10 protein-coding genes are annotated in these 13,349 nt (G+C 56.5%); 7 read left to right on the top strand and 3 right to left on the bottom strand.

Annotated features, from left to right (window positions below; genetic code table 11):
* Positions 1-73 precede the first annotated feature (73 nt).
* Entirely contained in the window at positions 74-1,801 is a 1,728-nt protein-coding gene (gene soxB, locus ACK4FF_RS05165) for a thiosulfohydrolase SoxB (protein WP_409706571.1), read from the top strand.
* Positions 1,801-2,298: a thioredoxin family protein gene (locus ACK4FF_RS05160; RefSeq protein WP_409705448.1), complete on the top strand. Its 498-nt coding sequence runs from the start codon at positions 1,801-1,803 to the stop codon at positions 2,296-2,298. Before soxB ends, ACK4FF_RS05160 begins: the two co-directional genes overlap by 1 nt.
* Before the next feature lie 10 nt (positions 2,299-2,308).
* Here the strand turns inward: ACK4FF_RS05160 and ACK4FF_RS05155 are convergent, their stop codons facing one another.
* Complete coding sequence (locus tag ACK4FF_RS05155; RefSeq protein WP_409705445.1) at positions 2,309-3,697, bottom strand: tetratricopeptide repeat protein; 1,389 nt, start codon at positions 3,695-3,697, stop codon at positions 2,309-2,311.
* Between the two features lie 270 nt (positions 3,698-3,967).
* Between ACK4FF_RS05155 and ACK4FF_RS05150 the strand changes: the two genes are divergently transcribed.
* From ACK4FF_RS05150 to ACK4FF_RS05140, 3 genes are all read left to right on the top strand, one after another.
* Positions 3,968-5,005: a hypothetical protein gene (locus tag ACK4FF_RS05150; RefSeq protein WP_409705442.1), complete on the top strand. Its 1,038-nt coding sequence runs from the start codon at positions 3,968-3,970 to the stop codon at positions 5,003-5,005.
* 79 nt (positions 5,006-5,084) lie between these two features.
* A complete protein-coding gene (locus ACK4FF_RS05145; protein WP_409705439.1) occupies positions 5,085-6,128 on the top strand; it encodes a putative solute-binding protein in 1,044 nt (347 codons plus the stop codon).
* Between the two features lie 154 nt (positions 6,129-6,282).
* A complete protein-coding gene (locus tag ACK4FF_RS05140) occupies positions 6,283-8,955 on the top strand; it encodes a TRAP transporter large permease subunit (RefSeq protein ID WP_409705436.1) in 2,673 nt (890 codons plus the stop codon).
* Positions 8,956-9,030: 75 nt separating this feature from the next.
* Here the strand turns inward: ACK4FF_RS05140 and ACK4FF_RS05135 are convergent, their stop codons facing one another.
* Together ACK4FF_RS05135 and ACK4FF_RS05130 are read right to left on the bottom strand one after the other, a co-directional pair.
* Complete coding sequence (locus tag ACK4FF_RS05135) at positions 9,031-10,290, bottom strand: putative Na+/H+ antiporter (RefSeq protein WP_409705433.1); 1,260 nt, start codon at positions 10,288-10,290, stop codon at positions 9,031-9,033.
* Between the two features lie 707 nt (positions 10,291-10,997).
* Positions 10,998-11,219: a hypothetical protein gene (locus ACK4FF_RS05130; protein ID WP_409705430.1), complete on the bottom strand. Its 222-nt coding sequence runs from the start codon at positions 11,217-11,219 to the stop codon at positions 10,998-11,000.
* 47 nt (positions 11,220-11,266) lie between these two features.
* Between ACK4FF_RS05130 and ACK4FF_RS05125 the strand changes: the two genes are divergently transcribed.
* Both ACK4FF_RS05125 and ACK4FF_RS05120 read left to right on the top strand, forming a co-directional pair.
* Positions 11,267-12,391 carry a hypothetical protein gene (locus tag ACK4FF_RS05125; RefSeq protein ID WP_409705427.1) on the top strand — a complete coding sequence of 375 codons (1,125 nt, stop codon included), beginning with the start codon at positions 11,267-11,269 and terminating at the stop codon, positions 12,389-12,391.
* 130 nt (positions 12,392-12,521) lie between these two features.
* Positions 12,522-12,938, top strand: a complete 417-nt coding sequence (locus tag ACK4FF_RS05120) for a hypothetical protein (RefSeq protein ID WP_409705424.1) — start codon at positions 12,522-12,524, stop codon at positions 12,936-12,938.
* The last annotated feature ends 411 nt before the right edge of the window (positions 12,939-13,349 follow it).

Below are 13,349 nucleotides of genomic sequence, written 5' to 3'. Positions count from 1 at the left end.
CGAGCCGCAGGCCAATTCGCCTGTGTCGGCTCGGTGTGCTGCACCCAATTCCACTGAGGCAAATACCATGCAAATGAATCGTCGCGAATTCATGGGGATGCTTGCGGCCGCAAGCGCCGCAGGATTAACCCTGAACAGCCCCTCCGTTCTCGCGGGCAACCACGCTGAAAGGCTCTATGACATTCCGAAATTCGGCAATGCCAGCCTGTTGCACATGACGGATTGTCATGCTCAATTGCAGCCCATCTACTTTCGCGAACCGAACGTCAACATCGGGGTGTCGGGTGCCCGAGGGCAAGTGCCTCACCTCGTGGGTGAGGCCCTGCTAAAAGCCTTCAAAGTAAAGCCGGGCACGGCTATGGCCCACGCATTCACCTACTTGAATTTTGTGGATGCGGCCAAAATGTATGGCAAGGTCGGTGGTTTCGCCCACTTGTCCACTCTGGTCAAGCGCATGAGGGCCGAGCGGCCCGGGGCCTTGCTGCTGGATGGTGGCGACACTTGGCAGGGTTCAGCCACCAGCCTCTGGACGAACGCGCAGGACATGGTGGACGCCACCAAGTTGCTGGGTGTTGATGTGATGACCCTGCACTGGGAATGCACCTATGGTGCCGAGCGGGTGTTGGAGATTGCAGAGAAAGACTTGAAAGGCCGCATGGACATTGTGGCCCAGAACATCAAAACGGCGGATTTTGGCGACGCGGTGTATCCATCCCATGTGATGAAAAACATCAATGGCGTGAAGGTGGCCATCATCGGGCAGGCTTTCCCGTACACCCCGATTGCCAACCCGCGGTACATGGTCGCAGACTGGTCTTTCGGCATTCAGGAAGAGTCCATGCAGAACACCGTGAACGAGGCCCGTGGAAACGGTGCGCAGGTCGTGGTGGTGTTGTCACACAACGGCATGGACGTGGATTTGAAGATGGCTAGCCGTGTGTCGGGCATTGATTTCATTCTCGGTGGCCACACGCATGATGGTGTGCCCTATGCCATTCCTGTCAAAAACCCCGGTGGCCTTACCCAAGTCACCAACGCCGGCAGTAACGGCAAATTCCTGGGCGTGCTGGACATGGATGTACAAGGCGGCAAACTGCGCGATTTCCGCTACCGCCTGTTGCCCGTGTTTTCCAATGCGTTGCCTGCCGATGCCGAAATGCAGGCCTTCATTGACCGTGTGCGCAAGCCCTACTTGGCCAAACTTGAGGAGCCTCTGGCCGTGTCCGAAGGGTTGTTGTACCGCCGAGGCAACTTCAATGGCAGTTGGGACCAACTGATTGTGGATGCCTTGATGGACGTGAAAGGCGCTGAGATTGCCTTTTCCCCGGGCTTCCGTTGGGGCACCACGGTGTTGCCCGGCCAAACAATCACCCGTGAACACCTGATGGATCAAACGGCCATCACCTATCCAAACACCACCTTGAGCAACATGACGGGTGCAACCATCAAGACCATTCTTGAAGATGTGTGCGACAACCTGTTCAATGCCGACCCGTATTACCAGCAGGGCGGGGACATGGTGCGCGTGGGGGGCCTAACCTACACCTGTCGGCCTTCAGCCGTGGCGGGCCAGCGTATCAGCGACATGCGCTTGAACGGCAAGTTGATTGACGCCAGCAAAACCTACAAAGTGGCTGGTTGGGCACCGGTCGCTGAAGAAGCCCGAAGCAACGGAGAACCACCCATTTGGGATGTGGTGGAGAGTTATTTGCGCAAAACCCCGACAGTCCGTATGAAGGCACCCAATACGCCCAAGTTGGTGGGTGTGGATGGCAATCCCGGTAGGGTCAGCAAGGTGTGATGTTGAGCAGGGTAGCCCGCTTGCTGGTGTTTGCGGTACTGGGCTTGAGCGCCTGGGTTTGGCCGTGGGCAGTTCTGGCTGTTGGTCAGCCTATGCGGGCCATCGTGTCATTTGAAGCCCAGCACCCGGGCTACCAGTTGCAAGGGGTTTCGGCGGTTGTGGTGCTGTTCTCGATGCCGGAATGCCGCTATTGCGAAATTGTGCGTAAGCAGGCTCTCAGGCACATCGAAAACGATTCAGCCTATCGCGGCAAGGTGAAAGTGTTTGAGGTGGACCAAGCTGATACATCCCGCAGCTTGGTGTGGTTCGATGGCCAGCGCGTCACCGGAAAAATGTTGGCTGAAAAGTTGAATGTGCGTTTTTCGCCCACCGTGATGGTGTTCACCGCAAAGGGTCAACCTGTCGGCCAGCCCCTGCTGGGCATCAGCATTCCAGACTTCTACAGTCAATACCTGAACGCCCTTGTGGACGATGCATTATTTCAACAAAAACAATAGGGTAGGGCGTTTATTTCGATTCTTTGTTGAGCTTCTCGATGGCCAAACGGATTCGGTCAAGGATGGCTTTGCCCGGTTTGCGTTTGGAGAGCGTACGCGCCAGTTCATACCCATGGCGTGAATCTTTCGTCGAAAAACACATTTCCAGCAGGCTGGCCTGCAGCTCGGTGTCCAGGGTGTCGATCAGCTCGCCGTTTTCCGCGTAGAACGTCCCAATCCGTTGTTGGGCTTTCATGATGTTGCCTTCGGCAATTTCCCGCTGAATGCCCATCACAGACCTTGCCAGGTCCAAATCGCTGGATTGCAAAGCCCCTCGAAGCTTGGCGGTCAGGCGCTCAGCCTCGTCGGGGCGGCCTTCCTGTACGAAAATTCGAGACAACTGCAGGTAATCACCCAGTTGGGACAAACTGGTGTTGCGGGACCGGTCAATGACCTTGCTCAGGTAATTTTTGGAACGCGCGTTGTCCCCCAGCCGAATGGACAGGTCCGCCAGTTTTCTGAGTCGGCTGGTGGAACTTTGGGCTTTTGCACCCATGCGCTCCAGCACCTCAAGCGCCTCGTCAGGCCGGTTCAATTCCCACAGCACGTCGGCGTGCAAGTCGCTGGCGGCCAGGTACTCAGGGTTGGTGCGCACCACGGTGCCCAACAGGCTGGAGGCCTCGTCAAAGCGCTTTTTCTCCACATGCACCTTGGCCAACAGCAACTGCATCCAGGGTTTCAATTCCATGGCCAGGCCGTTTTGCAGAATTTTCTCGGCTTCCTCGTACTGCTGATTGCGCATATAGGCTTCAACCCGAAGGCGCTCAAGGGGCTGGCGGTACACCGGGTACTGGGTCCAAAGCTCCTCACACAAGGCCGGCACATCGCTGTAACGTTCCTCAAACATCGCCTTGTAGGCTTTTTCCAGCCGGTTCTTCCGGTTGAAAATCCGAACAACCCGTTCGGCCATGATGGACGCCGTAAACGGCTTGATCAGGTAATCGTCCGGCTCGAACTCAGCCACAGCGATCACATTGCTGTAACTGCGTTCGCCGGTCACCATCATGAAGGCAGTGCTGTAGGGCAGTTGCTTGCGCACCCGCAATTCTTCCAGCAGTTGCTGGCCGTTTCGGTCGCCTTCCAACTGGTATTCACAGACGATCAGCGCAAATTCACGGGTCTGAAAATGTTGCTCGACTTCGCCCACAGAACCGGCAAAGACCACGGCACGGGCACCGAGTTGGGACAGTTGGTCCTGCAAAGCACGGCGAGTCGCCAGTGCATTGTCCACCACCAAGGCATTTTTGCCTTTCAAGGGGGTCATGTCTTTGACCGCTTGTTGGGCCGTGTTGACCGCGGGGGCAACGCGCTGATCCAGCAGAGTAGCGAGTTCCTCATTTCCCTGCGCAAACTGTGACATCGGCCCGCTCCTGTCGGTTCTTTCAAATACTGGAATTCTCAGCCTTTTTTGGCCAGAGGCAGACCCCGAAAAAGGGGGATATTCCGATCGAACTCATGTGATGCCCAAAATTGGCGGCTTTTGCCTGACCCCTCAATAACCGAGCGCGTGACCGTAGAATGTGACAGCGATTCATGGTTTAATACGAACCATGAAACTTTGTTACTCAAAGGTCAAATCCAAATGACCTTAAACAAAGTAAAAAAGAAAAACACAGACGGAGACAAATTCATGTTCAACGCGGGCGTATGGCGTGCTGCCGCCATCACTGGTCTATTTGCTGCTACAGCATTCGTATCGGGTTGTGCCAGAGTCGAAGGCGCTGCCACTAACTTGGCCATCAACATTGTTGAGCGCCGGGTTCTGCCTCCCCAATTGGAACTGGCTGACGTGGACATGGGGTGCAACTTTGCCCAGTCCAACTTCCCCCTTTTAAATTCAGCTTTGCGCGCCTTCCATGGCGATCCATCCCTGGTTGAGTCACTGCTCTACGTCTCTGCGGCTGCCTGTTCTGAAAGCCGGGCTGTGGAAGAAGAACTGCGTTACCTTCGTGCGTCCCGTCAAAACCGCATTGAAGAAGCGCAGGACGCACGGATCAACCAGAAGCGCCTGTTGGAGCTGACTGCTCGCCGCCAATTGTCCAGTTTTGAAACCATGCGGAACAAGCTGGAAGACAAGTACAACTTCACTTACGGTGAAAAGTGCCCTGAATTCCGCCGTGACTTCGACGAGTTGGTGTACCTGCTGGGCACTGTGGCTGGTTTGCAGGCTGTGGTGAACGACATTGCCTCCCAACAAATGGTAGGTGTGCCCACCGACATCGCCCCCAAGGCTGAGCGTGCTTTGGCCTGTCTACAGAACGCGAAATGGTGGGGTGCCCCCAACGCTGCCCGCGCCGTGGTATGGAGTATTCTGCCCGGCGCCTCTGAAGGTAAAGACATTTGGGGAACCTTCCGCTTGTCCATGACCATCGGTGAACGCCATGGTGTGCGCCTGTCCCACGTGATGTACGGTTTGTCTGCCCTGGCTGTGGGCGACACTGCACGCTTCCGTGACGCTACAAAGCGCTTTGCCAATGTCAAAGACTACAAAGGCAGCGTGCAGTACCGTCTGGTTGAAGGCCTGGCCAATGCGACGATGCTCAACCTGTCCGACCGTTACTGGACCGAAAACACTGGCACACGCACCCCTGTGGGCGCGATGGGCAAATACTGGGATGAAGAAGCCGCGATGCCCGAAGGCATGAACGTGGACGATCTGTTGAAGTAAACCGCACCTGTGTTGCAACGGTTGGGCCCTTACTCGTGGGCCTTTCCGGGTGTGGACCTATCATTTTTGGAGATTTGAGATGACTTTGCGTTTGAAAGCGATTGCAGCTGGCTTGGGCGTGGCCATGCTGACGGCAGCCACACCCGCCTTGGCTGACAAGCAGAAGGTGTGCGTGTTCGACATTCTGGGTGCCGGTGGCGATGTGTTCAACATGGCCAAGGACTACACCCTGTTTGCCAAAGGCTTGGGGTCAGACCTGCAACTGGAACCATTCACCGACGAGAAAATCGCTTCTGAAAACTTCAAGACCGGCCAGTGCGACATGCTGGTGGCCACGTCTTTCCGTACACGTGCTTACAACTCGATCGCTGGTTCTATCGACGCACTGGGTGCCGCTTCCGTGGTGAAAGACGGCAAAGTGGACATGCCCCTGAGCTATGAAGTGGTCAAGCGTACCATTCAATTGTTCGCTGGCGAAAAAGCCAACGACCTGATGACCCAAGGCAACTACCAAGTGGCCGGTATCATTCCCTTCGGCGCTGCCTACCTCTACACCCGCGACCGCAGCATCAACTCGGTTGAAAAACTGGCTGGCAAGAAAATCGCCTCGTTTGACTATGATTCAGCGCAGAAACAGATGATTTCCAAGGTGGGTGCATCCCCCGTGTCAGCGGACATCTCCAACTTCGGTGCCAAGTTCAACAACGGCTCTGTTGACATCATCGCCGCGCCAGCAGCAGCCTACAAGCCGTTGGAACTGTACAAAGGTGTGGGCACCAAAGGCGCCATTGCTCGCTTTCCCGTGGCTGTGTTGACCTATCAAATCGTATTGAACAAAGGCAAATTCCCCGATGGTTTTGCGCAGAAGTCCCGCGATTACTGGGCCAAGCGTTTTGCCGATGGCATGAAGATTGTGGACAACGCCGAAAAAGCCATTCCAGCCAGCGCATGGATGGAAATTGCGCCGGCCGACTCAGTCAAGTACACCGTTCTGTTGCGCGAGTCTCGTATTGACTTGGCCAAGGGCGGCGCCTACGATCCAAAAACACTGAACATCATGAAAAACATCCGCTGTGGTGTGAACCGTGGTGATTCTGAGTGCGCCACCAAGAACGAGCTGTAATGTAGAGCCGGTGGGCCTGCCGCTTAGGCCCACTTCAGCCATGGCAGTGCGATATGTCGGGGGTTTTAATGTCAGTTAAAACCCCCGAAATTTATAAAATCTAATCCCTGAAATACAGAGCCGGCGCTATTGCCGCCTCACAAAAGGACCCGTCATGCAGACTTCCTCCGGCAAGAAGTGGATCGGTCGGTCACCCTCAGAGTGGTTGTCCAGCCTTCCAATTTTCTCCTTGTTGTTGCTCACGCTGATTATCGGCACGGGCGAAATGGTTCACGGCCAACTGCTTCGCCTTGGCGAGCGCATGTTCGGCGACTCCGAAAAACAGGTTCAGTACTTCCTGCTGCGTGCCGACCCTGAAAAGCCCACCTGCGACCCCAACCCGGACATCGATGCACTGGTGGCCAAGGAAGTGGAGTCCGCCTCGTCTGCTGGCGCTTCCGATCTGGATGCGCTGTTTGGTGCCACTGCTGTTAACCCCGATGAAATTCGCCAGTCGCTGGAAGCGGCGCGCGGCCTGTGTCAGGAGCGTTTCTCGGTGTACGAGCGGGTCAATTCCGCCATCACCCCGGAACTGAAAGTCTTCCGCGAAATTGAAACAGGCTTCTTCGGTATTTTCCGGTTTGGTACAGAAAACCGCCCCTTGATTTTGTTGGTGATGGTGGCCATTGCAGCCATCACAACCACGCTGGGTTACCATCACATTAACCTGCGCCCACCCCGCACACGGACTGACTTCAAGGTCTACAACGTGGCCATGGTGGTGGCCAACCTGTTGATGTTCATCTCGACCAGTTATTACCTGAAGTTGCAGTACGACTCGGGCGTACCGGTTGAGCATCCGCTGATCAACTTCATTTCAATCGCCTTGTTTGGTGGCTTGACGCTCATCAGCCTGCGCGACCTGCTGAAGATTCCTGCGCAGGCCACACCCGGCGGCAACATTGGGGCGGCGCTGCTGTCCATCCCGCTGTATGCCTTCATGGCCATGAATGCGGGCCTGAACTTTTTCATCGACGACTATGTGGCTGGCTTGGCCATTTACTTTGGGCAGATCACCGAACTCGCGTCGATCTTCCTGAACCTGGCCTTGTACCTGTGGGCCGGTATGTTGCTCAAGCAAACCCGTGTGGTGCAATTGTTCATGGACATTCTGCGCCCGTGGAAGCTGCCACCAGAAGTGTTCACCTGGATTGTGTTGCTGGCTGCGGCCATTCCCACAGCCTACACTGGCGCTTCAGGCGTGTTCGTGATTGCTGCCGGTGCCATCGTGTACCGTGAAGTGCTGGCCGCAGGTGCTCGTCGCCATTTCGCGCTTGCCGCTGCCGCCATGTCCGGTTCGCTGGGTGTGGTGTTGCGCCCCTGCTTGCTGATCGTGGTAATTGCCGCGTTGAACAAAGAAGTGACCACCAGCGAGTTGTACGGCTGGGGTCTGTTCGTGTTCATCATGACTTCCACATTGTTTGTGGTCATCGCGTTGCTCACTTCCGAAACCCGCGCTACCGAGCGTGCCAAAGTTAGCGAAGCCTTGCCCAAGTCCCTGCGGGCATTGGTGCCCGTGTCCCCGTACATCGTCATCATGATGGCCGTGGTGTTTGGCTATGAATACCTGCTGGACACCAAGCTGGATGAATTCACTGCGCCTGTGATGTTGCCTGTGATCATGTTGTTCGTGATCATTTTCGACAAACTGCGCGGTGGCCCCACCAAGCTGGGCGGCGACACACCCGCCGAGAAAAAGCAGAACCAGGGCCTGGAATTCGCCGTGCGTGCGGCCACCACCGAGACCATTGGCCACATTGGTGCGCTGATCATGTTGATGGCCTTGTCCGTCAGCGTGGGTGGCATGATTGAACGCTCTGGCGTGATGGACATTGTGCCTGCCGACATGGGCAGCGTTTGGGTTGCACTGGTGCTGCTGATGGTGCTCATGATTTTCGTGGGCATGGTCATGGACCCGTTCGGTGCGGTGATTCTCGTGTCCGCCACAGTGGCCCCAGTGGCGTACTCCAACGGTATTCACCCAGTGCACTTCTGGATGATCGTGATCACTTCCTTCGAGTTGGGTTACCTGTCGCCACCTGTGGCCTTGAACCAACTATTGGCGCGTTCAGTGGTGGGTGAAGAGGAAATGGACAAGGCGGCCGAGGAAACCAAGCACCGTTCGTTCTACTACAAGTACGAGCGCTGGAACCTGCCGGTCATCACCTTGTTCACGGGCTTGCTCATCGTGACTTTCGGTGGTCAGGTCATGATCAACAATGCCGATTCGCTCAAGCCGGTTGCCCATTTCCTGGGCCTGGACAAGTTGCGTCCAACTGAGTTGCTGGGTGAAACCCCAGCGGCACCAGCGGCCGCCCCAGAAGCACCCGCCGATGCGGCCCCGGCCCCAGCAGCCGAGCAACCCGCTGCGCCTGCAGCCGAGCCAGCAGCACCTGCTGCACCGGCACCTGCAGCGCCTGCCGCACCGAACGTTGATGCACTGAAAGGTGAAGTCAAAGAGGTGGTTAGCAACTGGGCTGCTGCATGGAGCGCACGCGACGTGGACGGTTATCTCAGCTTCTATTCCTCGAAGTTTGAGGTGCCTGGTGCGCTGTCCCGCGACAAGTGGGAGAGCCAGCGTCGCCAACGCATCACGAACAAGAAGAGCATTGAAGTGGTGGTGAACAACCTGAACATTGAAGTCAGTGCCGATGGCAACACAGCCACCGCCACTGCCAGCTTTGATCAGGAATACAAGTCCGACAACTTCAAAGAGCAGACCAAGAAGACACTGCGCATGGCCAAAGAAGATGGCCGCTGGAAAATTACCAGCGAACAAGCCAACTGACCTGCTGACCTGCGCTGATCAAAAACCCCGCCAGTTGGCGGGGTTTTTTTATGCTGCGGTTTGCATAACCCGTATTCAGAACAGCAAGAACAGGCTACCTGCAACCGCAGTGGGGGCCAGCGCTGCCAGAAACAGACCGCCTGCACCCACCGAGCCATCCTTGAACGAATCCTTCAAAATCGCCAGGCCCGCAGGGTTGGGGGCATTGGCAATGACAGTCAAGCCGCCGCCTGTCACTGCCCCAGCCACAATCGCGTACTTGAATTCCGCACTGGTGCCTTCCACCAACGAAGCCAAGTAGGTGAGTGCGGCATTGTCGGTAATCGCTGTCAGGCCCGTGGCCAGGAAGAAAAGGGCTGTGTCATCCACGCCAGTCAGCGTGGGTTGCAGCCACCAGCGTTGCAGGCCACCCAACACAACCAGCCCGGCCAGGAAAAAGGCCACCAGCAAACCTTCGCGAAGAATCAAACGGTCTTGGTGGGCTTTGTACGCTTCGGTGTAACCCAGGAAAAACAGCAGCAAACCCAGGAACATCGGCGGATGGTGTGCAAACACAATCACACCCACCAAGAAGGCGAGGTGCACCCCGGCAACCACCGAGGGCACTTGGGTTGTGGAGGTTTCTGCCACCTTCAAGGCCGTCAATTCCCGACGGAACAGCCAGGTGATGGCTGTGGCATTAATCAACACCGCCACAGCAGCCTTCCAGCCAAAGTTGCTGAGCATGAAGGGCGTGTCCCATTGCCATACCCCGGCCACCATCAGCACAGGCGGGGCCGCAAAATGCGTCAGCGTGCCGCCAATTGAAATGTTCACCAGCAGCACACCCAGCGTGGCGTACTTCAGCCGGTTGCTCAGCGCCTGGTCAAAGTATCGGTCCCGCAGCAACAGGGCAGCCAGCGTCATGGCTGCAGGCTCGGTCACAAACGAGCCCAACAGGGGAATCAGGCTAAGACACAGAAAGTACACACCCACGCTGCTGGATACGGGCAAAAGGCTTGCCACTCGCAGGGTAAGGTTCTGTACCGTTACCAAAATAGGGCGGCTGGCTGCCACCACCATGATGGCAAACACAAACAAGGGTTCCGTGAAATTGCGGCTTTCCAGGTACTCAATCGCCTCGCTGGGGCTGCTCAGCAAAAACAGGCTGGCAATCAACACAAAAGCCCACAAACCAAACACCACCTCCACCTCGGCCAACAAGTGCCAAAAGCCCGAATGGTGTTTGCTGTGGTGGGCCAAGTTTGCAAAAAGTTGGGTTGAGAAGGTGTGGACCAGCGCTAGGCCAAACAACAGCGCCGCCACCCACTCTGCATGGGATGCGTCTGTGAACATGGTTGTTATCGGTTTAGAAGGGTTCAGACCCATGCTGTTAACCCGCGGAGTAGCGGGGCAGCACACGTGGGCAACTGTCAGCAGACATCGACAGCGCACTGGTTGACAGACTGTGCAGGGGGGTGAAAGTTCCGGGGGGCAAATCACGTCGCTGCCGGGCCACGCGATTCAATCATTTAATGCTTCTTGAGCGTTGAGAGGGAGCTACAAGACTCAGCAAAAACAAAGCCTCCGCTTGGGCTACGATCGGCGGGGTCCAATTCCCCTGGATGGTTCAGCGTCAGCAAAGGCTCGCTGCTAATGTAATTGGGCCTGATTCGGTTGTCAACACATCACTCAGCCGTGGTTTGGGCTAAAGCGGTTGGTTGACGCAGCAAACATCACGCTGAAGGAGACGAAAGGGCGGAAGGAGCCAACCCCTATTTACTCCGTGGAGTCGATAAAAATAGGAGACCCGCCATCGGTGCTTTCGCGTGAGAACCCGGGCGTGACCGGTATTCCCCCCCAAGCGGGACTCTGTGCGAGCCTATTGGATGCATTGAACAGTGTCAAGACCACCTGCAAGTTGGTGGACGCCTAGGGTGGTTTTTGGTGGCCACGGTGATGAAGGTGGTGATGGCCTCGTGTTCCTCGAGTGCCTTGAGCCAGCGCGATTTCCTGTCTTGTCCATGGATGGCACTTTTTCTCTGAGGGGGGCGACCCAGCCCTCACGCAATGAGGTCGTCGATCATGGCCAGAACGTCGGTGGGGCCATTGAGATCGGGCACGTCAAGGCGATCAAGCAGGACGAAGCGGATTCCGCTGTTTGCAGCGATGGCGTAGGGCATTAGGGTGTCGATGCCCCACTGGTAGCTTTCAATGTTCAGCGAGTACGCGAAGCCGTTGAACGTGATGCTCACGTCGTGGTTGATCTGTATATGGTCAACCAAGCGGGTTTGTTCGCCACACGGCAGGCAGCGGACAGGACGTTGGAGGCATGATGTTCGACATTGGCACGTTGTCTCCACAAGGTGCGCGTCGTATTGAAGCGGCTTTGATGCAGGCCGCGTACTCGGATTCCGATTTGGTGGCCGAGATGGTTGACAGCCTGGATGCGAACATTCGGGCCATCGGTGAAGCGTTAAAGACCGTGGCCGGTGAATGGGCAAGTATGCGGGATTCGGCCCGCTTGGGCGCGATATCTGTCGATGTGGATATCACTGGCAACCTGATTCAGGCTGTGAGCATGATTCGCAAGGCGCGCCGTGACGGGGGGTCGCTGTATGACTTGAGCCGACAGGTAGACCTGACGGTGGGGGATACCCCGGACCCTTTGACACTGGATCTGCTCCAAGTCTTTTACACTGGGAATTACTTCACCCGTGCGGTGGGCAAAGAGCGGCTGGTTGCACAGTTGCGAGACTACGTGAACCGGGCGATGGCCACCAGCAATGGTGCCGATATGTTTGGTGAATCGGTCGGGCCCTCCGACATTATTTCAGCGTTGACGCAAACAGGAGGTTCGGATGGAACCCAAACCACGGCCACTGAAGGCCAAGGACAACCCACTGGCAGCGGCGCTGCTGGGAACAACCCTGCTCAAGGCGGGGCAGCAAGAGAAGGATCAGAGCAAGATCGATACGGCGGTGGACCTGATCAAAGAGGCGCAGAGGGCCCCGAGGCTACCGGACAGCCCGATAGACAAGGCGATCAAGCTGGCGGTCAAGGAGTTGGAGAAGTCCAAGCTGTCATAAGGCCGGACAAAAGCGAAGGCGCAGAGGATTTTTGGGCTACGCTAACCCCTGCGCCGAAGTGGCACAAGCGGTGCGTTGAGGCGTTGATTGAGCGCTTTAAGCTGGCTTTGAGTTGGAAGGCCAGACCCCGGCGCAGCTGGCAGAACAGGACCGTGCGCAGCGTGAGCACGCCCAAGACGACAAGCTTCGCCGGGTTCAAAAGTGGTCGTGACAAATTGTTGGCGCAACGGCAACCCAGTGGTAACCGCTGTTTGACCAAACTACAAATTGTTGCGTATGGAGGTGAACCTGCTGGCCAGTGCCTAGGGCAAAGATCGGGTGGAGCAGTTGGGGCGTTGGTACGAGGCGGGTTTGCTGAGGTACTTTGATAAAGACAAAGCCTCTGCGTGGGCTACGATCGTCCGGGTCCAATTCCCATGGATGGTTCAGCTTCAGCAAAGGCTCCCAAGTAAGGTAATCGGGCCAGATTCGGTTGTCAACTCATCGCTCAGCCGTGGTATGGGTGAGGGGGTGCCGTTCAAGGCGCTGGAGGATTTGGTGGCGCGGGTTCGGGACCGGTTGCCGAATTTGCCCGATGTGGTGGTGCTGGAAGCGCCATGGCAGGCCCCCAAGGCGCTGCGTGAGTACATCGTGGAGCAGGGGGCTGTGTCGGACGTGGAGGGTGCTTCCCACAACGGCAAGCTCTATTTGTTTGCCTCTGGCTTGTCAGACATGACCCGCGCTGAGTTTGTGCTGGCTGAACACGAAGCGACCCACTATGGTTTGGCGGCTGTGTTTGGCCCTAAGCTGCCCGCCTTGATGAACAAGGTGTACAACACGAACGGGGCGGTTCGTTGGGCAGCTACGGCATTACAGGTCCGTGGCCGCTTTGGGGAAAACCTTGGCAGTCTCTCTGACGGATACCCCCATTTCTAGGGGGTGCGCCACATCAGCCAATACCGAGATTTCTTCTGCAAGACGTCAAGAATTGGCTCTAATAAATTCTGAATCCTTGTCTAAGGTGGTGGATGACGAAGGTAACGCTATTTTGGTGAAGTCTGGAGGGAATAGAGCACCCGGCAGGAACCATGCAGGAGCGATGTCCCACCCGATCCGTACGTCCGACACCACTGCCGGGATTGAGGAGAGCTTGAATTCGGACGGCCTCATTGTCAAGCAGTTGGATGTGTCTGCGGTCGTGGATGCCGAGGGTAAGCCGTTGGTGGTTATCACGGGACAAAGAACGACGATAATAGATTTGATGCAATCCGGGGGCTGAACGCCTGGATCGCAGTTTACCGCCGATCAAGAAGTAGCGGGGAGCTCTGGTGAACTGCGTCAGTTCTA

The sequence above is a fragment of the Limnobacter sp. genome, assembly GCF_046297615.1.
Taxonomy (GTDB): Bacteria; Pseudomonadota; Gammaproteobacteria; order Burkholderiales; family Burkholderiaceae_B; genus Limnobacter.
Note: the sequence above shows the minus strand (reverse complement) of the source record. Positions and strands in the feature narration are given on the sequence as shown.